Source organism: Streptomyces spiralis, from assembly GCF_014654675.1.
GTDB classification, from domain to species: Bacteria; Actinomycetota; Actinomycetes; order Streptomycetales; family Streptomycetaceae; genus Streptomyces; species Streptomyces spiralis.
On sequence record NZ_BNBC01000019.1, the window covers coordinates 117,443 to 139,779 of the forward strand.

General features: G+C 70.7%; 17 protein-coding genes and 1 pseudogene. 7 read left to right on the forward strand and 11 right to left on the reverse strand.

Annotated features, from left to right (window positions below):
* Nucleotides 1-62 precede the first annotated feature (62 nt).
* Nucleotides 63-3,434, forward strand: a complete 3,372-nt coding sequence (locus tag IE318_RS20750) for a LamG-like jellyroll fold domain-containing protein (RefSeq protein ID WP_189902487.1) — start codon at nucleotides 63-65, stop codon at nucleotides 3,432-3,434.
* A gap of 39 nt (nucleotides 3,435-3,473) precedes the next feature.
* On the opposite strand, the gene IE318_RS20755 is transcribed toward IE318_RS20750, so the two are convergent.
* Nucleotides 3,474-3,659, reverse strand: coding sequence for a hypothetical protein (locus IE318_RS20755; RefSeq protein ID WP_189902489.1), 186 nt, complete (start codon nucleotides 3,657-3,659; stop codon nucleotides 3,474-3,476).
* Between the two features lie 83 nt (nucleotides 3,660-3,742).
* Here IE318_RS20755 and IE318_RS20760 point away from each other — a divergent pair.
* Nucleotides 3,743-4,018 (forward strand): annotated as a pseudogene (locus IE318_RS20760) (AMP-binding enzyme); the annotation flags it as partial.
* Nucleotides 4,019-4,036: 18 nt separating this feature from the next.
* Here IE318_RS20760 and IE318_RS20765 read toward each other — a convergent pair.
* The 5 genes from IE318_RS20765 to IE318_RS20785 form a co-directional block, all read right to left on the reverse strand.
* Nucleotides 4,037-4,948 (reverse strand): bile acid:sodium symporter family protein, encoded by a 912-nt coding sequence (locus IE318_RS20765; RefSeq protein WP_189902491.1) that lies wholly within the window; start codon nucleotides 4,946-4,948, stop codon nucleotides 4,037-4,039.
* A 61-nt stretch (nucleotides 4,949-5,009) separates the two neighbouring features.
* Nucleotides 5,010-6,344 carry a Dyp-type peroxidase gene (locus tag IE318_RS20770; RefSeq protein ID WP_189902494.1) on the reverse strand — a complete coding sequence of 445 codons (1,335 nt, stop codon included), beginning with the start codon at nucleotides 6,342-6,344 and terminating at the stop codon, nucleotides 5,010-5,012.
* 20 nt (nucleotides 6,345-6,364) lie between these two features.
* Complete coding sequence (locus IE318_RS20775; protein WP_229903631.1) at nucleotides 6,365-7,303, reverse strand: hypothetical protein; 939 nt, start codon at nucleotides 7,301-7,303, stop codon at nucleotides 6,365-6,367.
* 85 nt (nucleotides 7,304-7,388) lie between these two features.
* On the reverse strand, nucleotides 7,389-7,922 hold the full coding sequence (locus IE318_RS20780; RefSeq protein ID WP_189902498.1) for a hypothetical protein: 534 nt from the start codon (nucleotides 7,920-7,922) through the stop codon (nucleotides 7,389-7,391).
* 183 nt (nucleotides 7,923-8,105) lie between these two features.
* The gene (locus IE318_RS20785; protein WP_229903632.1) at nucleotides 8,106-9,095 is read right to left on the reverse strand and encodes a LysR family transcriptional regulator; all 990 of its coding nucleotides are present in this window, start codon (nucleotides 9,093-9,095) and stop codon (nucleotides 8,106-8,108) included.
* A gap of 71 nt (nucleotides 9,096-9,166) precedes the next feature.
* Here IE318_RS20785 and IE318_RS20790 point away from each other — a divergent pair, with 71 nt between their 5' ends.
* The 3 genes from IE318_RS20790 (at nucleotide 9,167) to IE318_RS20800 (ending at nucleotide 13,227) form a co-directional block, all read left to right on the forward strand.
* Entirely contained in the window at nucleotides 9,167-10,318 is a 1,152-nt protein-coding gene (locus IE318_RS20790) for a YeiH family protein (protein ID WP_189902502.1), read from the forward strand.
* Nucleotides 10,319-10,379: 61 nt separating this feature from the next.
* The gene (locus IE318_RS20795; RefSeq protein WP_229903633.1) at nucleotides 10,380-11,651 is read left to right on the forward strand and encodes a MalY/PatB family protein; all 1,272 of its coding nucleotides are present in this window, start codon (nucleotides 10,380-10,382) and stop codon (nucleotides 11,649-11,651) included.
* A 274-nt stretch (nucleotides 11,652-11,925) separates the two neighbouring features.
* The gene (locus IE318_RS20800) at nucleotides 11,926-13,227 is read left to right on the forward strand and encodes a phosphatase PAP2 family protein (RefSeq protein WP_189902559.1); all 1,302 of its coding nucleotides are present in this window, start codon (nucleotides 11,926-11,928) and stop codon (nucleotides 13,225-13,227) included.
* A 56-nt stretch (nucleotides 13,228-13,283) separates the two neighbouring features.
* Here IE318_RS20800 and IE318_RS20805 read toward each other — a convergent pair whose 3' ends face one another.
* Nucleotides 13,284-14,717 carry a sensor histidine kinase gene (locus IE318_RS20805; protein ID WP_189902506.1) on the reverse strand — a complete coding sequence of 478 codons (1,434 nt, stop codon included), beginning with the start codon at nucleotides 14,715-14,717 and terminating at the stop codon, nucleotides 13,284-13,286.
* Between the two features lie 144 nt (nucleotides 14,718-14,861).
* Here IE318_RS20805 and IE318_RS20810 point away from each other — a divergent pair, with 144 nt between their 5' ends.
* Nucleotides 14,862-15,515, forward strand: coding sequence for a response regulator (locus IE318_RS20810; RefSeq protein ID WP_189902508.1), 654 nt, complete (start codon nucleotides 14,862-14,864; stop codon nucleotides 15,513-15,515).
* Nucleotides 15,516-15,523: 8 nt separating this feature from the next.
* On the opposite strand, the gene IE318_RS20815 is transcribed toward IE318_RS20810, so the two are convergent.
* The gene (locus IE318_RS20815) at nucleotides 15,524-16,036 is read right to left on the reverse strand and encodes a response regulator (protein WP_308438584.1); all 513 of its coding nucleotides are present in this window, start codon (nucleotides 16,034-16,036) and stop codon (nucleotides 15,524-15,526) included.
* A gap of 186 nt (nucleotides 16,037-16,222) precedes the next feature.
* On the opposite strand from IE318_RS20815, the gene IE318_RS20820 reads away from it, so the two are divergent.
* The gene (locus tag IE318_RS20820) at nucleotides 16,223-16,582 is read left to right on the forward strand and encodes an STAS domain-containing protein (protein ID WP_229903634.1); all 360 of its coding nucleotides are present in this window, start codon (nucleotides 16,223-16,225) and stop codon (nucleotides 16,580-16,582) included.
* 111 nt (nucleotides 16,583-16,693) lie between these two features.
* Here the strand turns inward: IE318_RS20820 and IE318_RS20825 are convergent, their stop codons facing one another.
* The 3 genes from IE318_RS20825 to IE318_RS20835 all read right to left on the reverse strand — a co-directional run bounded on the left by IE318_RS20825 (nucleotide 16,694) and on the right by IE318_RS20835 (nucleotide 21,965).
* Nucleotides 16,694-18,310, reverse strand: a complete 1,617-nt coding sequence (locus IE318_RS20825; protein ID WP_189902513.1) for an ATP-binding SpoIIE family protein phosphatase — start codon at nucleotides 18,308-18,310, stop codon at nucleotides 16,694-16,696.
* Between the two features lie 69 nt (nucleotides 18,311-18,379).
* A complete protein-coding gene (locus IE318_RS20830) occupies nucleotides 18,380-19,468 on the reverse strand; it encodes a PP2C family protein-serine/threonine phosphatase (protein ID WP_229903635.1) in 1,089 nt (362 codons plus the stop codon).
* Between the two features lie 586 nt (nucleotides 19,469-20,054).
* Nucleotides 20,055-21,965: an ABC transporter ATP-binding protein gene (locus IE318_RS20835; protein ID WP_189902564.1), complete on the reverse strand. Its 1,911-nt coding sequence runs from the start codon at nucleotides 21,963-21,965 to the stop codon at nucleotides 20,055-20,057.
* Between the last annotated feature and the right edge of the window lie 372 nt (nucleotides 21,966-22,337).

Genomic DNA, 22,337 nt, shown 5'->3' on the forward strand with positions numbered 1-22,337 from the left:
ACGGCCAGACGCCCCAGATCCTCACCCGAGGTCCGCACCGCACCAGAAAGGTCTGCACCGCCGTGTCCCGGCCACGCCTGCGCGCCCTCGGCGCCGCCCTCGTCACCCTGCCCCTGATCCTCCTGGGAGCCGTCGCTCCGCCCGCCGCCGCCGGCGGTACCCAGCCGTCGTCCGACGGCCTCATCGGGACCGAACAGATCCTGTACCGCTCCGGGACCGCCGGATACGGCTGTTTCCGCATCCCCACGATCGTCCGTACGAAGGCGGGCACCCTGCTCGCCTTCGCGGAGGCCCGCCGCTCGCCCTCCTGCGCCGACCGGGGTGCCATCGACATCGTCGTCCGCCGCTCCACCAACGGCGGCCGCACCTGGGGCCCCATGCGCGTGGCGCTCGCCGGCAGCGACACCGACCCGGAGACGCCGTACACGCGCGGCAACCCCTCCCCCGTCGCCGACCTGCGCACCGGCTCCGTCTACCTGCTCTCCACGTCGGAACCGGCCGAGCCGGGCGGCAGACGGCTGCCGTGGATCCAGCGCAGCACGGACGACGGGCTGACCTTCGGCGCACCGAAGCCGCTGCCGCGGCTGACGAACGCGCAGGACGGCTGGTTCGGCACCGGCCCCTCGCACGGCATCCAGCTCAAGCGCGGCGACAAGGCGGGCCGGCTGGTGGTGGGGGCGTACGAGTCACCCCCGCAGTCCGGTCAGGATCCCCAGCTCGTCGGAGTGCTCTACAGCGACGACGGCGACGAGTGGTTCGCGAGCGCCACGGCCGACTCCGCCGGGCCCGGGATGCTGCCGGGCGAACCCACCGTCGCCGAACTCGACAACGGGGACGTCTACATCAACGCCCGCAACAACAACGGTGCTTCGTCCGGTCACCGTACGCACGCCGTCAGCACCGACTCGGGCGCGACCGTGCCCGCGCAGCAGGTGGTTCCCTCGCTGACCACGCCCGAGGTGCAGGCGTCGGTCCTCGCGCTGGAGCAGACGTACCGGGCCACGCCCGGTGACACGCTCGTCCTCTCGGCGCCCTCGCACCCGACGGACCGCCAGAACATGCGGATCCGTTACTCCACGGACCGCGGCACCACCTGGCACGACGCCGCACAGATCAACGCCAAGCGGGCCGGGTACTCGGACCTGGCCGAGCTCACCGACGGCGAGCTGGGCCTGGTCTACGAGGGCGGCGACGGCTTCTCCGCCGCCAACATCTACTTCAACCGCTTCACCCCGGCGGCGGCCGGTGTACCGGGCACCTTCACCGGCGCCGTCCACCCGCAGGCCTCCCGGGCCGCGGGCCGCACCACTCCTGACGCCACGCCCGAGGCCGACGACGCCTATCTCGCCGGGGGTTCGGCGCTCGGCGCCGGGCGCTTCGGCCAGGGGCTCGTGCTCGACGCCGACGGTGAGTACGCCGACGTGCCGTACACGCCGGGCATCGACCCGGGCGACGGCGACTTCACCTGCTCGCTGTTCTTCAAGTACAAGGCGCAGCCCGGCGAGACCCAGCAACGGGTACTGATGTGGGCCTACGGCTACGGCGCGGCGAAGCCGCAGGTGTGGGTGCGCGCCCAGCCCGGCCAGGACCGGCTGTACGCCTGGGTGCAGGGCACCGGCGGCACCGCCTCCGTCGCCCTGCCCGATGCAGGCCCGTCGACCGCATTCGGCGACGACGCCTGGCACCATCTGGCCCTGGTGCGCAGCGGCGGACGGATCACGCTCTCGGTGGACGGCACGTCCTCGGCGCAGGCCACGGGGGTGGCCGGGTCGGTCAGCGCCGAACGCGTCGACGGTGTCGACGGGATCCGGCTCGGGGCCAAGCCCGACACCGCGGCCGGTGACCCCTTCAGCGGCGGCCTGGACGAGTTCCGGGTGTACCTCGGCGCGCTGACGGATACCCAGCTCGCGGAGTTGCGATCGGCGAACGCGGCCCCTTCCGCGGAGGGTTCGCTCGGTGTGCGGCTGCCGTTCCAGGTGGTCGACACCGCCGATGTGCCCGCGCTGACCTCGGTCGCGATCGAGGACGACGTCTCGGGGCACTGTGCCGACGGCACCCTTCTCGGCGGAGTGCCCGGTGAGGTGGCCGGCCGGGTCGGCAAGGGCGCGATCTCCGTCTCGGCGTCCCGGCCCGGCGTCGAGGTCCCCTATCTGCCGGCCCTCGACGTCGGCTCGGGCGACTTCACCTACACCCTGTGGTTCCGGCACACCCTGACCGCGACCGACCCGAACGCCGCGCTGCTGTGGGCCTACGGCTCCGTCTCCGGCGAACCCTCGCTGTGGGTGCGCGCACAGCCGTCACAGAGACGGCTGCTCGCCTGGGCCGAGACGCCCTCGGGTGCGGTGCAGGTGGCCCTGCCCGACCCCGGCCCGTCGGCCGCCTTCGGCGACGGCGCCTGGCACCTGCTCGCGGTCGGCCGGAGCGGTGGCACGCTGCGGCTGAGCGTGGACGGAACCACGGCCGCCGAGACGACGGGGCTGTCCGGTGCCCTCACCTCGACGGCCACACCGGAGGGGCTGAGGATCGGCTCCAAGCCGGGCGACCTCGATGTGTTCACCGGCTCCCTGGACGAGGCCCGGCTCTACAAGCGGGCGCTCACCGCGGACGAACTGACGAGGGTCGCGCGGTCCGCCGTCGGTTCCGCGGGCGGCTACCCGACCGACAGGCCCGCCCTGTCGTGGTCCATGGAGAACGGCAACACCGAGGCCCACCAGGTGGTCAGACCGGCCGCGGGCCCGGCGACCCCGGACTCGTCGGTGCACTGCGGCCACGCCTTCGTACGGGGCGGAGCCCGGCCTGCGGCCTCGGCGGGCAGGTTCGGTGCGGGACTTGCCCTGGACGGCACGGACGACTCCGTCGAGCTGCCGTACGGCGCGGACCTGGCCCTCGGCTCCCGCGACTTCACCGTGGCGACCTGGATGCGCTACACGGCCGGCCAGACGAGCGCCAACCAGGTCCTCTTCTGGGCCTACGGCGTCGGCGCCGCCGAACGGCAGCTGTGGCTGCGGGCCCAGCCGGGCCAGGACCGGCTCGCCGCCGTGCTCCAGACGGAAACGGCCACCACCACCGTCTACGCCGCCGACGGCAGCGCGGCCTACGCCTTCGGCGACGGCGCCTGGCACCATGTGGTGCTCCAGCGCACGGGCGGAAAGCTGAGCCTGTCGGTGGACGGTGGAGCGCCCGCCGAGGCCACGGCTCCGGCCGGTTCGGTGACGTACGAGGACGGCTTCGCCGTGCTCGGTCTCCATCTGGGAGCCAGGCCGGACGGCTACGACCGGTTCAAGGGCTCCCTGGACGAGTTCCGCCTGGTGCGGCGCGCGCTGACGACGGAGGAACTGACGGCCCTGCGCACGTCCAACGCGGACACCGGGACGGCCACCACCGTCCGGCTCCCCTTCGAGACGCTGTCGCCTCAGCCGTACGCCCGGATGTGACCCCGGTTCCGCCGGTCCTCAGGCTGACCATGTCCTGCCTCACCTGGTCCTGCTCGAGTCCGTCCGGGCCCGGAATTCCGCGAACCAGTCCAGCATGGAGCCGTTCGTCACCGCTCCGGGACCGGCGACCTCGGACACCCGGGCGCCCTGCAGAATCCGTTTGACCGGCACCTCGAGCTTCTTCCCGGTCAGCGTGCGGGGCAGCCCGGGTACCCGCGCGATCACGTCGGGTACGTGGCGCGGGAACAGCTGCCGTCTGATGGCCGCGGTGATCCGCCCCCGTAGGGCCTCGTCGGTCTCCTCGCCGCCGGGAGATCGAGGAGGTCCTCCACGGGCACCCCTCGATCGCCGAGGCCGCTGTCGTGGGAGTTCCGCACCCACTGCACGGCGAGGAGGTCGCCGCGGTCGTCGTGCTGAGGACCGGCGACGACACGACGCCGGAGGAGATCCGCGACTATGTCAAGGAACGCGTGGCGGCGTACAAGTATCCCCGCGTCGTCACCCTCACCGCCGAGCTTCCCAAGGGCCCCACCGGAAAGATCCTCAAGCGGGAGATCACCGTCCCGCCGCCGGTCCGCCCGTGATTCACGCCTCGGCAGACGTCAAGGCCGTGTGGGGGCCGACGGCGTGCCTCGTCCGGTTTCCGGCGGAGCCGGGGCCTGACGCCGGCCGCTGAGGAACACGGCGATCGGCAGGGCCGCGACCAGCCCGCTGAGCAGGACCCCCGCCAGCGCCCCCAGCACGGCGGTCCGGTCGTCGAACGCGAGCCCTACGGCGGCCAGCGCGGGACCCGCGTTGCGCACCGAGGCGACCCCGCCCATGGTGGTACGGCGCACCGTCGTGCCCGTGGCCAGCAAGGTGCCCACGCCGAAAGCGGCGGCCGCGAGCAGGAAACCGGCGAGCAGGGAGAGGGAGCCGAAGAGATCCACGACCGTTCGCCAGTTGCCGAGCAGCATGCCCGCCAGCACGATCAGGAAGGTGATGTTGGAGACCGCGGCGGCCGTGGGGTGCCATGACCGCGCCGTGGGCGTGGCGTAGTGGCGCATGAGCAGGCCGATGGCGAACGGCACCAGCTGAAGCAGCGCCACGGTCCGGACCAGCGCCCCGACGTCGAGGGACACGTCGGTGCCGATGTCGGCGGCGCTGAGGATGCCGTTGGCGGTGGGTGCGAACGTGAGACTGCCGATGGAGGCCAGGAGTACCTGCATCGCCGCGCCCGCGGCAACGTCGCCGTTCTGCACCATGGCCAGTTTCGCGCCGAAGGGGCCGCCCGGCGACGAGGCGAGCAGGACGAGGGCGACGAGCGAGGCCGGCGGAAGGCCGAGGAGCGTTCCGATGCCCCAGCCGAGCAGCGGGACGACCACCATGTTGGCGAGCAGCGCCAGCAGGAGCAGCGGGACGTCGGTGAAGACGCCTCGCAGAGCGGGGAGGGTGGCCCCCAGGCCGGCCGCGAACATCGTGGCCGCGATGAAGACGACGGTGACGGCGTTGAGCACCAGGTGCAGGGTGTCCATCGGCCCACTCTCCAGGAAGCGGAGATCCTCGGGCGTCGGCCACGGCGCGTGTCACCGCTCGTCACTCCTGAAGACCGCCGAGCCGGCGCAGGGCGCTCAGGCTCGGCAGGAAGCAGTACTCGCCTCCTCGGGTGACGACGAACCGGGGCAGCGCGGCGAGGCGTCGTCGCACCGGCCTGCGGGGAACGGTGAAACCGGTGGAGCCGTCCTGGGAGCCGGTGACGGGGTCCTTGCCGTCTCCTCCGCCGAAGAAGACGCTGTCGTTCAACCACTCGGACTGGACGAACTCGAACTGCCGCCCGAGGTGTGCGCCGATGAACGCGAACATCAGGCCGCGGTCCACTCCGTCGTCCTCGAGCACCCCGTCCGGCAGTGGCGGTCCGTAGACGGCGCCCCGTCGGATCATGCGGTGCAGGCGCACCTCGCCCGCCACGGCGGCGTCGCGGGGGTTGGCCCGGCGGATGTGGCAGCCGCCGGGAGTGCGGAAACCGATCGGGTCGTCCCGCTGGTACTGGAAGGTGTTGCGCCGGTGCGGGTCGGCGCCGAGCGCCGGATCGTCGTGCTCGGGGGCGAGCGCGAGGGGAGCCCCGCTGCGCCAGCGCCCCATGATCTTCGCCGCGATCAGTTCCTGGTCCTCGGGCCCGGTGGAGTTGTCCCTCAGGTAGCGGCGGAACCGGGCGACGTCCTGGTGGAGTTTGCGGAAGACGGCGTAGCTGCCGTTGCGCCCCAGCGCGGCGGGCTGCGGGGTTTGGGCTCCTCCCAGTTCGTCGGGGTATCCGAGAACGAACTCCCCGGCCTTCAGCGGGACTTCGAGCCGGTTCGAGCCGGCGATGCCGCTTCCTTCGACGGCGGGATGACTGACACCGTCGCGATAGCCGAAGTGCTCCGTCTCGGTGGGCAGCGCGTAGCAGTCCTGCCGCCAGACCGCGGTGATCCCGGGGAGACGGTCGTACGCCGGGCGAGCGCGCTCGATGGCGGCCTGAAGGCGCGGGGAGTCGGGCGCGATGGCTGTGATCACCACGTGGACGTCGGGGGTGCCGAGCGGTGCTTCCCAGTGCTCCGGGGCGCTGTCGCCGACATCGCCGAGTGCTCCGGCACGGGCGGCCATACCCTGCCGGAACTCCCAGGCGAACGTGTCCAGCGATGCGGCCGGCACTCCGAGGGCCTCGAGGCCGCGACAGGTCAGGGCGGCACTGACCCAGGCGTCCCCGAGCGGGCTGGCCGCGTCCGCTGCGGAGGTCACCGCTCCGCTGACGCGCCGCATCAGCTCCCGCCCCTGTTCCCGGTCGTCGATCCGGAAGGCCAGGTAGGCGGCCGCGTAAGGGGTCGGCCGGGGGCTCAGGACACCGCGCTGGATGTCGTCCAGCTCCAGCCCGACCGCCGAGGGCTCACTCACGGGCGACCTCCTTGCCGGCCCTACTTCGAGACGAGGTTCCGCCAGAAGCTGCGCAGACTCTCATCACCCCCGAACAGGGAACTGAAGATCGTCGAGTCCGCCAGCAGCACATCGCCCGCCCGGTCCCCGCTCGGCGGCATCCACAGGAACATGTTGAACTCGCTGTTGCCGGCCTCGGTGAACGGATGCGGCCTGGACGTGTCGATCGGCTGCCTCGCCAGGACATGGATGGTTTCGGGGTCGCCGGGCGTCACCTCGTAGTGCGGCAGATGCATGTGGAAGTTGAAGTTGGTCACGCCGTCCAGCCACCCCTTGGCATCCAGGTCGCGGACCGTGGACAGCGGCGCGATCCTGTTGTCCTCGCCGGTCGCGGGACGCAGTCCGTAGCGGTTGACGACCGGTACGCCCAGACCCTTCATCAGGTCCCTGACGTACGTCGCGAACCGTTGCCGGCGTGGCACCAGAGGATCGCCGTGGTGGCGGTACTCCATCTCCCGTTCGGACAGATCGTCCGACGCGCCGACGTCGTGGTGGGGGCCGAGCACCAGGCGGACGTCCTCCCGGGCGAGGAAGGCCCGAAGGGCCTCGATCTCGTCCCGCCGGGCCTCCTGTCGGGTGATCATGTGGTCCAGCCCGAAGACGAACAGGACATCGGTGTCCGCCAGGACCCGCTCGTCCAGCGGGGTCTGGAAGCCGGCCTGGTCGATGCGCTGGTACACCGGAACCGGATGCCCCGTGGTCTCCTCGACGAAGTCCTGGAACGGCACCCAGGCCCAGAAGAACAGCTCGAGCGCACCGGCGATGCCCTGCTGGAACCGATACGGATCGGACCACTTCGGGTCCTCGTAGGCGGGCCATGCCGCCCGCCTGACCTCGGTCATGGTGGAGAAGCGGTTGTCCAACTCCGATGTGTACCGGCCCGCCTCGGCCGGATAGCTCCACGAGACGTAGATGCTCACCCGTTTTCCACCGGGGGTGTACTCCCGTGGGGTGTGCCTCTGGTTATAAGTGCGCGCGGTCCTGGTCTCACTCATGTCACGGCCCTCACTGCAACTGGTCGAGCATCTCCGACAGGGCGCCCTTGACCCGCAGCGCCTTCTTGATCTCGTCCGCCGTGACGTACGGGTACTCTCCGTACTCGATGAAGCTCGGACACTGATGCTCGCGCACGAAGCGGATGAACGCCTCGGGGTTGGTCCGCCAGTCCTCGGGAAACCCCTCGAGATTCTCGAAGACGGTGCTCACACCCGCTTTCGCGAAGAGCGCGATCGCGTCCTCGGTGTACTTGTCGAAGTCGGTGTCGAAGATCCCCTGGTACATGAAGCGCGTGTCGTCGTCGAACAGCACCCACCTGAGGTAGTGCAACTTCAACGGCGCGAGCAGATACGGATCCTGCTCCAGCGCCTTGGCCAGTGCGTGGCCGTAGTCCCGTACCGCTTCCGCGCGGCCCGGCTTGACGCGCGCGATGACGGTGAACCCGTGGCACGCCGGGGTCCTGGGGAAAACGGGGCCGTACTTCCCCTGTTCCAGGTGATCGGCGTCCTTGGGGATGACGACTGCCTGCGGCTTGATCTCCATGCCCGCTCCTCCCGCCATGTGCCGGTCGGGGACCCCGTCATCGTCCCACCGGCTCGCTGGTTGCGCCCGTGGAGCGGAGGAGGGGCCGGACGTGATCTCTGAGGTCGCCGTGTCGGCGGTGTCGGAGTGGACCTGAGGGAGAAAGCCCCTGGCCGTGCTGGACGGTGAGATCGTACGGGGGCCCTACCCGCGGCCCCGCCGTTCGCCCGCGACCGCTCGGCGGGCCACCGTGACCAGTTCCGCCGCCGGGCCCACCAGGCGCCGTCCGGTCGGCCATACCGCGCGCAGGTCGCGCGTGAGGTCGACGCCCTCGACGTCCACGCCGATCAGCCGGCCCTCGGCGATGTCGCCGCGGACGGCCAGCTCGCTCAGGACGGACGGCCCGGTGCCGGCGATCACCGCGCCGCGGACGGCGGCCGTCGAGCCGAGCTCCACCAGGGGCCGGACCCGTTCACAGCCCGCCAGGTACAGGGCGCGGTCGAGGGTCTGCCGCGTGCCGGAACCGCTCTCCCGCAGCACCAGCGGCGCACGGGACAGCTCCCGCGCCGACAGCGGCTCGCGGCGCCGCGCCCACGGGTGAGCGGGGTCGACCACGACGACGAGCCGGTCCTCGGCCACCTGCTTCGTGGACATCACGCGGGACAGGCGCGGCCCCTCGATGAACCCGATGTCGGCCTCGCCCGACTCGACCAGCTCGGGCACGTGCTCACTGTTGGTCACCTGCAGTCCGACGTACAGCTCCGGCCGGCGGGCGCGCAGCTCGCTGATCCAGACCGGCAGCAGGTACTCCGCGATGGTCAGGCTCGCCGCGACGCGCAGTTCGGCCTCCCTCCGGTCACGCAGCCTGCCGGCCCCGGCGAGCAGGTCGTCCAGCTCGTCCAGGACCCGCCGGGCGTGTCCGGCGACGATCTGTCCGGCCAGCGTCGGCCGGGAGCCGCGGCGGGTCCGGTCGACCAGCACCAGTCCCAGCCCGCGTTCCAGCGTGGACAGCCGGCGGCTGGCGGACGGCTGGGAGATCCGCAGCCGCTCGGCCGCCCGCCCCAGGCTGCCCAGGTCGGCCACGAGGACGAGGAGCCGCAGCGACTCGAGGTCGGGCGTGCGCAAGGGGAGGGGAAGGGTCCGGGAATCCGGCGCGGAGGAGTCTGTCACAGTCCCAGCGTATGAGTCAGTCATACGTCTGCGCTATGAGCTGATGATCAATGAGGGGCTACAGGGCCGGGACGGCGCCGACCAGAGTGGTGATCATGAAGGACGCCAGCCTGTCCCCGTCAGGGACCACCGCCCGGCCGCCCCGCCCTGCCCTTGCCCGCGGGTCCGCGGCCGCGCTCTCCGCCCGGCCTCCCGGTGTCGCCGCCCGGCTCTCCGGCGTTGCCGTCCGGCTCCCCGGGCTGGCCCTGGCCGTGGGAGTCGCCCTGGTCGCGACCGCACTGGGCCGGCTGGTCCCTGTCGTCGGCGGGCCGGTGAGCGGCATCGTCCTCGGGGTGCTGGTGGCCATCGTGGTGCGGCCGGGTGATCGGACACGGCCGGGCATCGTCTTCGCCGGGCGCGGAGTTCTCCAGGCCGCGGTGGTGGTCCTGGGCGCGCAGCTGTCCCTGGGCCAGGTGCTCCGGGTCGGTGTCGGCTCTCTGCCGGTGATGATCGTGACCCTTGCGGTCTGCCTGGCGTCGGCGTACTGGATCGGACGGCGACTGGGTGTCGTCCGCGATCTGCGCACCCTGATCGGCGTGGGCACCGGCATCTGCGGCGCCTCCGCGATCGCCGCGGTCACGCCGGTCATCGGCGCGGCCGAGGCGGAGGTGGCCTACGCCGTCTCCACGATCTTCGTCTTCAACGTCGCCGCGGTGCTGGCCTTCCCCGTCCTCGGGCATCTGCTGGGCATGGGCCAGCACGCCTTCGGCCTGTTCGCCGGCACGGCGGTCAACGACATGTCGTCGGTCGTCGCCGCCGCCACCACCTACGGCGGCCCGGCGGCCGACTACGCGGTGGTGGTCAAGCTGGCCCGGACGCTGCTGATCATCCCGATCTGCCTGGGCCTCGCCGCCCTCGCCCGCCGCCGCGCACGGACGGACGGCGCGCCGGCCAGTGTCGGCGCGGCAGGTTCCGGGCGGAGCCTGCCCGGCCCGGTGCGCGTCGGCCGGCTCGTGCCGTGGTTCCTCACCGGCTTCCTCGCCCTGGCGGCCGCGAACACCGCGGGTCTCGTGCCGTCCGCCGCCCACGGCCCGCTCGGCACGCTCGCCGTCTTCCTCATCACCGTCGCCCTGTCCGCGATCGGCCTGTCCACCGAGCCCTCCAGGCTGCGCCGGACCGGCCCCGCGCCGCTGCTGCTCGGGGGCTGTCTGTGGCTGGTCGTGTCCGCCACCAGCCTGGGGCTCCAGTTCCTGACCCGGTACCTGTGACCGTCGCACCGACGGTCCCGGACCCTTGCGTCGAGATCGGGATGGGGGTCCAATGCTGAAGATGACTGCCGTGGGTGGGCGCGGCTCCGCGGACGCGGGCGCTGAGGCCGAAGAGTGTGCGAACCCTCTCGAGGAGCTGTCGCTGGAGCAGCTGCGCCGGCGCGGGAGCATGAAGTGGCGCACGCATCCGGCGGACGTCCTGCCCCTGTGGGTGGCGGAGATGGATGTCCCGCTGGCACCGGCGGTCGCCGACGCGCTGCGCGAAGCCGTCGACGCCGGCGACACCGGATACCCCGTCGGTACCGAGTTCGCGGAGTCACTGGCCGGCTTCGCCGCGCGGCGCTGGAAGTGGGACGGGGTGGCGATCGACCGCACCGCCGTGATCCCGGACGTGATGACGGGCGCGGTCCAGGTGCTCAGGCTGGTCACCGAGCCCGGGGATCCGGTGATCGTCAACTCTCCGGTGTACGCGCCCTTCTACGCCTTCGTCACCCATGACGACCGCCGGATCGTCGAAGCGCCCCTCGGGCCGGACCTCCGGATCAGCCTGGAAACGCTCGAGGAGACGTTCCGGCGCGTCCGGGAGCGCAGCGGCGGGGGCGGGATCGCGTATCTGCTCAGCAATCCGCACAACCCGACGGGCACGGTCCACACCTTCGCGGAGCTCGCCGCCGTGGCGGCGCTGGCCCGGCGGTACGGGGTCCGTGTGGTCGCCGACGAGATCCACGCCCCGCTCGTGCTGCCGGGCGCCACGTTCACTCCCTATTTGAGCGTGCCCGGGTCCGAGAACGCCTTCTCGCTGATGTCGGCGACCAAGGGCTGGAACCTCGCCGGTATCAAGGCCGCGCTCGCCCTCGCGGGGCCCGAGGCGGCCGGCGATCTGGGCCGGATGCCAGAGGAGGTGACGCACGGCGCCAGCTATCTGGGCGTGATCGCCCACACGGCGGCCTACCGCCACGGGGACCGGTGGCTCGACGCGCTGCTGGCGGGGCTCGACGCGAACCGGGACCTGCTGGGCCGGCTGGTCGCCGAGCACCTGCCCGGGGTCGGTTACGCGCGGCCGGAGGGGACCTACCTGGCCTGGCTCGACTGCCGGTCCCTCGGCCTCGCCCCGGAAGAGGGCGCCGGCGACCTCGCGGTGGTCACGGACCTGGCCGGCCCGGCACGGATGTTCCTCGAGCACGCCAGGGTCGCCCTGTCCTCCGGGCACATCTTCGGAACGGGAGGAGCGGGGCACGTCCGCCTGAACTTCGCGACCTCCCACTCCGTCCTCGCCGAGGCGGTCGCCAGGATGGGACGAGCCGCCGTCCTCCACGCGCGCCGGGTGTACTGATCGGGAGCGGCTCGGTCCGAGGCCCGGCCCGCGACTCACGGCGTCAAGCGGGCCGAAGCCGTGAAACCGGCACACCATACCGTTAGCATGTTCGAACCTGTGATGATCGACTACCGCCCGTTCTTCACCGGTAAATCACGCCATCCGGCATAATTCATATCCTTTTGTCCACCATCTAACCGAATGAGTCGAATAATTGGAAAACACGCAAAAGCGAATATCCTCGCGAAGAGACAACGGCTCCGAGCTCTCCGCATGGAGCCGGCCGCGAGTGATGCTGTGGGGGGCGGCAGGTGTGGCGGTCGCCGGGTTCCTCATCGCGCTGGAATATGCCGCACGCCGCTACGGCCTGCCGGGGCCGATCACCAATCTGACGCGAGAGGTGATATTCGCACCTCATTCGGGGCCCCTGCTCTACGCCGGTCTGGCGTTGATGATGGTGGTGCTCAGCTGGCGGCAACGGCTCGTCTCGGCCGGTGTCGCGATCGGCGTCGACGTGGTCTTCCTGCTCGTGCGGTGGGCCGTCGGCGCCGACATGAGCTTCGGCAACGGCGCGCTGTGGGTGGTCCTCGGCTGGGCGGTCATCGCCGTCACGCGCCGTACCGGCCGGGAGCGGGTGCTGCTGCTGAAGGGCGTCGGGCTGGGCATGCTGCTGGTGGCCGGCCACAAGACGGGCGACACCTGGCTGCTGATCACCTCGAAGACCCGCCCGACGGTGCTCGACCCGTACGTGGCGACCGCCGATCACGCCCTGGGCGACCCGTCGTGGCTTGTCGGGCAGCTCGTCGACGCCACCGGGCCGGTCGGCGCGCAGCTCCTCCACCTCGTCTACGGTCAGCTCCCGCTGGCGGCGGCCCTCGTCGCCCTGTACCAACTGCGCCATGTGGCCCGCGACCGCCGTTTCCCGGGCCACCATCTGGTGCGCACCTTCCTGGTGATCGGCCTGCTCGGGCCGGCCATCTACATGATCTTCCCGGTCGTCGGACCGGTCTTCGCCTACGGCACCGGCGCGTTCGGCACCGGCGGCGGCCACTGGGCGCTGGCCGACCTGTGGCCGGACACCGTGCCGCCGATCAGCACCCCGCACGCCATGCCGTTCGACGAGATCACCCCGCGCAACTGCATGCCCAGCCTGCACACGGCCTGGGCCACCACGCTCTTCGTCCACTCCCGCAAGGGCTCACGGGCCATGCGCTTCGCCGGCACGTTCTGGCTGGCCGCCACGATTACCGCGACGCTGGGCTTCGGCTACCACTACGGCGCGGACGTCATCGCCGGCGTGGTGTTCGCCCTCACGATCGAGGCGGCGATGCGCTCGTTCGCCCGCGGCTGGGACCGGTCGAGCGTCCAGCTGGTCGGCTACGGCACGGCCGTCTTCACCGCGCTCCTGGTGTCGTACCGCTGTCTGCCGGAGCAGATGGCCGCCCATCCCTGGGTGTTCGGACCACTGCTCCTGCTGGCGACGGCCTCGGTGATCTCCGCGTACGTACGGACCACCAGGTCGTGGGACCCGAAGGCCGCACCGGCGCCGCAGCCGGAGCCGCAGTCCGCGGAACCGCAGCCCGGACTCGTCTGAGTCGTGTCGCACCGGGTGGGAGGCTTGAGCACGCGGCGACGGGGAGGGTCCGCGGGCTATGCCTCTGCCAGGGGAAGGTGCGCTTGGAGGGTGGTCCCCTGACCCTCGGGACTGTGGAGGGCAAGGGACCCGCCGAGGGCCCTTGTACGGTCGGTGAGGCCGATCAGCCCCGACCCACCGCCCAACCCGGCGCCTCCGACGCCGTCGTCGTGAACGGACAGGCACAGGAAGCCGCGGCCGGTCCGCGCGCAGACGCGGGCGTGGGACGCGAGGGCGTGCTTGGCGGTGTTGGCCAGCGCCTCCGAGACGACGTAGTAGGCCGCCACCTCGATCGGCTCAGGCAGCCTCCGGGGAACGTCCACGTCGAGTTCCACCGGAACCGGGGAGTGACGGGCCAGAGCCCTGAGCGCAGGGGCGAGACCTCCCCGGGAGAGCACCGCTGGATGAATGCCACGGGAGAGCTCGCGCAGATCGTCCAGTACCCCCTTCAGCGATTCGGCGGCCCGGGAGATCCTGCTCCTCAGCATCGGTTGGTCCGCGGGGACCGTGCTCTCGGCGACTTGCAGTTCCAGCAGAAGCGCCACCAACCGCTGCTGGGTGCCGTCATGCAGATCACGTTCGATGCTGCGCCGCGCCTGGTCGGTGGCCGCGAGAATCCTGGACCGTGACGTGGACAGTTCCGCATGACCTTCCTGCAGCGAGTCGGCCATGCGATTGAAGTTGCGTTCCAGGAGCCCGATCTCGCCCACCGCTGTTTCCGGCGTGCGGGCGGTCAGGTCCCCGGCAGCGAGCCGGTCGGCCATGGCGGCTGTTCGGCGCACGGGACGCACGATGGCCCGCGTGACGTAGCCCGCGACTCCGATGGTGAGCAGCACCGATCCGTTCAGGCCGGCGATGGTCGCGGTCACGGCCTGGTCGGTGGGTGCCGCGGCGTGCTCCTCCCTTTCCTTGGCCATATTCTGCTCGCCGGCCATGATCTCGTGAAAGTCGTCCAGAATTACCTGGAAACGGCGGTTGTACTGTTCACTCGAGACGGACCCTGCTGCCGCGGCTCGGTCGTGCTTCGCGGCGTCCGCCAAAGGCATCGAATACTTCTTGATATACGCAGCGCCCGCGTGCTGGATCCACTCCGCTTTGGCCAGCTCTCCAGGTCTTCCTTCGGTCAGGCGCTTCAGCGTGCCGACGTCCTTGGGGAAGACGGCCACAGAATTCTGCCAGCGCTTGACGTACTGCGGGTGCCCGGTCACTGCATAACCGCGCAGGTCCGTCTCAAGATCGAGCACCTGTTGCTCTACCTGGCCGGCCACAATGCGCACTTCTTCTGACCTCTGTGCAAGCCGGTGGATTGCACGCAGGTCGAAGACCGAGTGAAGCAGGATGACGAAGGCTGAGCCGATGGGGAGTACAAGGAGGCTGCTCGCGACGATCAATCGGCGTGCGAGGCCGCGGTTCCCACCGGTCTTCCGGGTACGGAAGGCGAGCGGATGCACTGGTCCCTCCCTGTCGGCGGGACGGGTTTTGCACGAACCTCTTACAGCGTGCTCGCCGGACGAGGCTCAAGGACAATGTCGGGCATGAGGCCAGGAAGCTCGACGTCCGGCGCCGACGGCCGGCCCAGCGACAAGGGTCCGGCCATGACACCCCTGCGGGTCGTCCTCGCCGAGGACGACGTCCTCCTCCGCGAAGGTCTGGCCAGCTTGCTGCAGCGCGCGGGCTGCGCGGTGCTGGGGCAGGCCGCCGACGCCGTCCAGTTGCTGGACCTGGTTCGCAGAGTCACACCGGATCTGGTCGTACTGGATATCCGGATGCCTCCCGGACAGGCGACCGAAGGGCTGGACGCGGCGTGCACCATCCGGCGGGAGTTCCCTGACATGGGCATTCTGCTCCTCTCGGCGTATGTCGAGGTGGAGAGCGCGTTGGAACTCTTGGACACTGGTCACAGTATTGGCTACCTGCTCAAGAGCCGGGTAAGTGACGTCCAGGATTTCCTGGAAGCGATGCAGCGGATCGCCGGGGGTGGGTCGGTGCTGGATCCGGCACTCGTGCAGGAACTGGTGTCCGCCCGCCGTAGGGAGGATCCGCTGGCAGTACTCAGCACGCGGGAACTCGAGGTACTCGGGCTGATGGCCGAAGGCCGTTCCAATGCCGGCATCGCCCGCCGGTTGTGGGTCACCGAAGGGACGGTGGAGAAACATGTACGCAATATCCTGGCGAAGTTGAACCTGCCGGAGACCGAGGACGACCACCGTCGTGTGCGGGCGGTCATCACCTTTCTGGAGGCCCGGTGATCGAGCCGTCATGGTGATCCCCACTCCGCGAGCAGGGCGCGAATGGCATTGCCCGACAAATCGGTTTTCGCCAGGAAGCCCACCGCGACACTCCCCTCGATCATGCCTGCGTAGTCGTCCTCGGCGTGGATGGAGACCAGGACGACCAGCGGAGGAGAGGGGCCGGTCTCTCGTCGTAGCCGACCGGCCAGCTCCAGACCGCACTCGCCACCCAGATCGATGTCGACCAGCGCCACGTCCGGTCTGAACTGCCGAGCCTGCCGCAATGCCTGAAGGCCGTTCGATGCCACGCCCACGACTGTCATGCCTTGGCCCTCGAGCAGAGACCGAGCAGCTCGGAGGAACTCAGGGCAGTCATCGACGATCATGCAGCGCACCATGTTTCCAGAATCCCAGGCGGATGCCCCCGTCAGTATTCCTGCTAGCTGTATTCGCTCCCCTTCTGCCTGCCGGACCGGAGGACGGCCACTGGCTGGTCCTGGCCCGCGTCGGCGGCCTCTTCGAGCGGTCAGGGACGCCATGCCATGAGGCTGAGGCCGGTTGGACACTGGCCTGGTGGTGCTGGCAGGAAGAGCCTATGGGGGGCTGACTGCGATGACGACGGCGCGGTCGTGTCCATAGCTTTGACGCGTTCCCAGATGTCTTTCTCGTAGAGGAGAAAGTAAGTGCCAGCCGTCTGTACCGTCCTTGTCGGAACTCGGCCCATCGTGGTGACTGCTGCCGGTGAGCTGGACATCGCCACCGCCGCCCACACCGAGGCAATCTTCACCGCCGCGAGCAGCGGCACTCATCCCGAGGTCGTCGTCGACCTGAGGCAGGTCACCTTCCTGGACTGCGCAGGAGCACGTCCTCTGACCGCGGCCGCCCGCCGCATCCACGAGGCCGGGGGCCGGCTGACGCTACTGGCCGATCACCCCATGGTCGTCAAAGTGCTGCGCCTCAACCAGTTGAATCCGCATGGCGCGTCGTCGACCGGCGGCGCCGACCCGGCTCACCATCCACCCGCATACCCCCCGTCACCGCGCCTCTGCGACTACCGCTGCCGACCGTTGACCGAGGAATGCTGACGGAGCCGCTCGTCACCGCCGGGCCACCGCGGCGGCCCGGCGGAAGGCAGTAGAGATCGTGAGTGGTTCCTCACGGTCTGCCCAGCCTCCGAACACGAGGTTGGGCACAGGCTAGGCGCCCAGGCCTGCCGAGGTGTTGTGGTGGTCGTTGCGGACTTCTTCCGATGTCGGAAGTTGTTCTTCCGCCCAGATGGTCTTGCCGTGGGAATTGTGGCGCGTGCCCCAGCGCCTGGTGAGCTGAGCCACAATGAACAGTCCCCGGCCGCCCTCGTCGAATGTGCGGGCTCGCCGCAGATGCGGGGAGGTGCTGCTGCCGTCGGAGACCTCGCAGGTCAATCCGGCACCGTGAAGGATCAGGCGCAGTCGGACAGGAGGGTGAGCATGTCGGATGGCGTTGGTGACGAGTTCGCTGGCGATGAGCTCCATGGTGGGTGCGGCGTCTTCAAGTCCCCACGCGGCCAGCTTCCCTGAGATGTGCTGACGAGCTTGCGAGACGGCCGCGACGTCGGCCGAGAGCTCCCAGGTCCCGACATTGCTGCCGTCGAAGGCATGTGTGCGCGCCGCGAGTACGCCGGCGTGGACATAACGCCCACCGGACACCAGGGCGTCGAGGGCGCAGTGGCAGATGGCGTTCAGGCAGCGCTGAGATCGGACAACCGCCTCGGGCGGTGCGGTCCCGCCGGTCCAGGCTGCCAGATCAGGTGTCCCAGGGGTGTGTGCGTGCAGCAGGAGCACACTGCCTTCGGGGAGCGCGACCTCGGTGGACTCGGCGGGCGGTCGGCCATGTCCGAGTGGCGGGCCGGCGGGAATCTCCACGGCGTAGGCCAGGCCGTCGGGCCTGATCACGGTCGGCGCAGGATACCCGGCGCTGGCGAGGGTGCAGCGCGCGGAGACAGGGTCGTAGACGGCATACAGGCAACGGGCGATGGTCCCGGCTGCGCTCTCGTCGTGCTGGACCGCCTCGTGCCGGACCATCCGGTGCTGGACCACGTCCTGATGGGGCCGCAGCCGGGTCAGTACATCCTCGAGGTGGGTGAGGAGTTCCTCCGGTTGCAGGTCGATGTCGGCCAGCGTGCGTACCGCGGCGCGGAGTTCGGCGGCGACTTTGGGCGTGGAACTCCCGTGGTCGGCGACGGAACCGGCGACCAGCGCGACCCGGGCCCCCGACAGCGGTATCGCGTCGAGCCAGTGGGCTTTGGGCATCGCCGTGCCGTTGTCGGCCGTGCAGGAACCCACAAGCTCCAACGCCGCGGGCTGCGGCAGCGCAGACGGTGGCTCGTCAGGCACCGAACACGAAGGTGCGTCGCCGGGGGCGCCGTCTGCGGTGTGCCTCGCCTCCGAGCCGGTTCCTGGACTGTCGACGCTCACCACGGGCTGTTCCGCCCGGGTGCAGTGCGGGCGTTGCAGACTCAGGCGGGTCCGGCAGGTCACAAGGCTCAGACCGAAGGACAGCGCCGCAGCGGAGATCACCACTGCACGGCCTCCTTCGGAGACCCCGTGGATCGCCAAGCCGTAGACGGCCACGCTGGCCGCCAGGGTCGCGACCCCGATGAAGAGGGTCCGACGCACGGGGAGCAGGGCAGCGGCCACCAGGGGGACCAGCACCGAGTAGTCGGACCAGCGGACCAAGCCACCGGTGGAGACGCTCAGTTGGACCGCGCACATGGCGCTCAGGTAGATGACGAGCAGGGAACTCGGCCGGCACAGCAGACGTCGCGCAGTAGCCATCTTTGTCACTGTCCCTTCATGGTTGGCCTCTGGTGCCGATCGTGCAGAGGCGGATGCCTCTGATGCGGGTCATGCGGTGGTCTCCGGAGAATGCGACGAGCGGGCAGGACAGTGGACGGCCACCATGGCGAGGTCGTCGTCCAGATGACGGCCCGCGTAGCTGTCGAGGTCCTGGCCGATGTGTTGCAGCAGACTGTGCGGGCAACACCAGGTCCAGGTGGCAGCACGCTTGAGGACGGGGTAGAACGCCCCGGTGGCATCGCGGGCCTCGACGAGTCCGTCGGTGTAGAGCAACAAGGTGTCGCCCGGAACAAACGCGAACGTGTCGACGGTGAATGCCTCAGCCGTGCTTCCGGCCAGCCCGAGTGGTGGAGCAGGCCGAGACACGCATAGGTGGGTCACTCCCCCGCGTCGCTTCAGCAGGGGCGGCGGGTGTCCGCAGCTCACGACCCTGACGGTCTCTTCTTCGTCGGGAAGTTCGACCAACAGAGCAGTGATGAAGCGTTCGGCGCTGTCGGGGTCCCTCTCGGCCATCTCGGCCAGGTGCCTGCGGACGCTGCGTTCCAGTGAGGCCGCCAACTTCGGGAGTGTCTCGTGTTCGTGGGCTGCCTCGCGAAAGGCACCGAGGAGGACGGAGGCGTCCTCGACGGCCGGCAGACCCTTGCCGCGGACGTCGCCTATGAGGAAGCGGGTCATACGGCCGGTTCGGACCGCGGCGTACAGGTCGCCGCCCACCAGAGCGTGCGCGGTGGCCGCCCGGTACATGGACGCGATACGAAGAGAACCCAATGTGCGTGGGATGGGCCGCAACAGAACCCGCTGGGCCGCCTCGGACACGGCGCGCACCTGCGTGAGTTCTCTCAGATCGCGATCGTGCAGCGCGCGAGCGGCGATGGCGGAGCCCGAGACCGCCAGCAGAGCGCCGATGTGAATGGGCAGCAACGGCGAATGCACCAGGCCGTCGTGCCAGTCGATGAGGACCACTGCCGCACTGGCGGTCAGTGCCATGACGACGGTGAATCGCGTCGGCGCGACCGCCGCGGCGCAGGTGGGGGCCGCCACGAGCAGCGGTGAGAGATGAATGGCCAGCGGGGCGAAGGATGCCGTGAGGGTGATCGCCGCGATCAGCAGAAGGGGAAGCGCCAGGTGCGCTCGCACGCCCGCGGCCGCTGGTCGCATCCGACCCGTGAGGCCGGGTCGAACGCGGCTTCGCCACCCGTGTCCGAGTCCGTGGGTTCGGGGGCGGCCAGAACCAGGCACTGGGACATCGCGAGCAAGGGATTTCATGGGTGATCCTGCGAGGGCTTGATCTCGAGAGCGCCCGGGATTCTGCATGCCGGCCGTCCGTGAACCTCCAGCGCGCCGCAGCGCAACCGTTCCCCGTCCTTACCGTTTGCTTGAAACTTTCTTGCCGCATAGCGGTAATTAGTTTCCGCTATGCGGATTCCAATATGCGACGGGCCCAGGACCGGGTCAAGTGGAGCCGCCCCACGCAGGTATTACGAAACTCGAACGCCCGGCTTGGGCGTGGGCCCACGCGCCTCGCGCGGGAGCCCGGACGACGGCGCCACGGCCGGACGGATGCCGCCCGGCGGAACCGGGGGCCGCGGACTACGACCTGCGACCCGAGGTCCGCCGGTCCGTCGGTCTCCCAGCCTCCCCGTCTCCCCCTCTCCGGTTCTTCCCGACCGTCTGCGGTCGGCGGGTCGGCGGGTCTGTGATACCCGCCCCTGCCGTCCGGCGCCTACGCCACCGCCTCCGCCGCCTCGTCCTCGGCGATGCCGGTCGGCCCGTGGTGCCGCTGCTGTTCGAACTGGGTGCGGTACAGCTCCGCGTAGCGGCCGTCGGCCGCCAGGAGTTCCTCGTGGGTGCCGCGTTCGACGATCAGGCCCGCCTCGACGACCAGGATGAGGTCCGCGGCGCGCACCGTGGACAGCCGGTGGGCGATCACCACCGCGGTACGGCCCACCAGTGCCTCGGTCAGGGCCTCCTGGACGGCGGCCTCGGAGGTGTTGTCGAGGTGGGCGGTGGCCTCGTCGAGGATGACGACCCGCTGGCGGGCCAGCAGCAGCCGGGCGATGGTCATGCGCTGACGTTCGCCTCCGGAGAGCCGGTAGCCGCGCTCGCCGACGACGGTGTCCAGGCCGTCGGGCAGGGAGCGGACGAGGTCGTCGAGGCGGGCCCGCCGCAGGGCGTCCCACAGATCCTCGTCACTGGCCGCGGGCCGGGCCAGCAGCAGGTTGGCGCGGACGGAGTCGTGGAAGAGATGGCCGTCCTGGGTGACCATGCCGAGGGTGGCGCGCAGGGAGGCGGCGCTCAGATCGCGTACGTCGACGCCGCCGATGCGTACGGCGCCCTCGTCGACGTCGTACAGACGCGGCAGCAACTGCGCGACGGTGGACTTGCCGGCGCCGGAGGAGCCGACCAGGGCGACGGTCTGCCCGGGTTCGGCGCGGAAGGAGATGCCGTGCAGGACCTCGGCGCCGCCGCGGGTGTCGAGGCTCGCGACCTCCTCCAGTGAGGCCAGGGACACCTTGTCGGCGGACGGATAGCCGAAGCGGACGCCGTCGAACTCCACCGTGACCGGGCCGTCCGGCACCTCGCGGGCGTCCGGCTTCTCCACGATCAGCGGCTTCAGGTCGAGCACTTCGAAGACCCGCTCGAAGCTGACCAGGGCGCTCATCACCTCCACGCGCGCCCCGGCGAGCGCGGTGAGCGGCGCGTAGAGCCGGGTGAGCAGCAGTGCCAGCGAGACGACGGCGCCCGCCTCCAGGGTGCCGCGCAGGGCGAAGAAGCCGCCGAGGCCGTAGACCAGGGCGAGGGCCAGCGAGGACACCAGGGTCAGCGCGGTGATGAACGCCTGCTGCGCCGTGGCCGTACGGACGCCGATGTCCCTGACCCGGCCGGCGCGGGCGGCGAACTCCGCCGACTCCTCCTCGGGGCGGCCGAAGAGCTTGACGAGGGTGGCGCCGGGGGCCGAGAACCGCTCCGTCATCCGGGTGCCCATCGCCGCGTTGAGCGTGGCCGCCTCGCGCTGCATGCGGGCCATCCGGCTGCCCATGCGCCGGGCCGGCACCACGAACACCGGCAGCAGCACCAGCGCGAGCAGCGTGATCTGCCAGGACAGGGTGAGCATCACGACGAGGGTGAGCAGCAGGGTGACGATGTTGCTCACCACGCCGGACAGGGTGTTGCTGAAGGCGCGCTGGGCGCCGATGACGTCGTTGTTGAGCCGGGACACGAGGGCTCCGGTGCGGGTGCGGGTGAAGAACGCGACCGGCATGCGCTGCACATGGTCGAAGACGGCCGTCCGCAGATCGAGGATGAGCCCTTCGCCGAGCGTCGCCGACAGGCGTCGGCCGAGGATGCCGACGGCGGCCTCGGCGACCGCGATCAGGGCGATGAGCAGGGCCAGGCGGACGACCCTGCCCTCATCGGCCCCGGACACGATCGCGTCGACGACGCGGCCGGCGAGCACGGGGGTCGCCACGGCGAGCAGTGCGGTCACCACCCCGAGGGCGACGAACTGTGCGATACGGCGGCGGTGGGGGCGCGCGAACGCGCCGATGCGGCGCAGCGTCGCGAGGGCGAACGGACGGCGCTCCTGCTGGGCGGTCATGACGCTGTGCAGCTGCGTCCAGGCGGTGGTCTCCATGCTCATGGGAGTAAACGTAGGACCTCAACCAACGTTGAGGTCAATGGTTCACCGAACAAGCGCCCGCCGGCACCCGCCACGACGCCCGCAGCCGGCACGAGCGGGGAAGTCCGCGTCGGCGGCGCGCCCGGCCCGGCGGCGCATCCCTGCGCGAGCGCCACGGTCGAGGCACCGGGGACCGCGGCCCGCGCGCGCCGGGCGGTCCGGGCAGGTGGCGCGCCCGGCGTCAGCGGGGCGGCCGGTGCGGGCGGTAGGGGTCGGGGGGTGGGGGTGGGGGCGGCCGGAGGGGAGGGGCGGGGGGGCCGGCGGCGTCCGCCTCCACGCCACCCGTTTGCGGTCCACGCGCCCCAGGAGCATGGGTGCGGTCGGGGC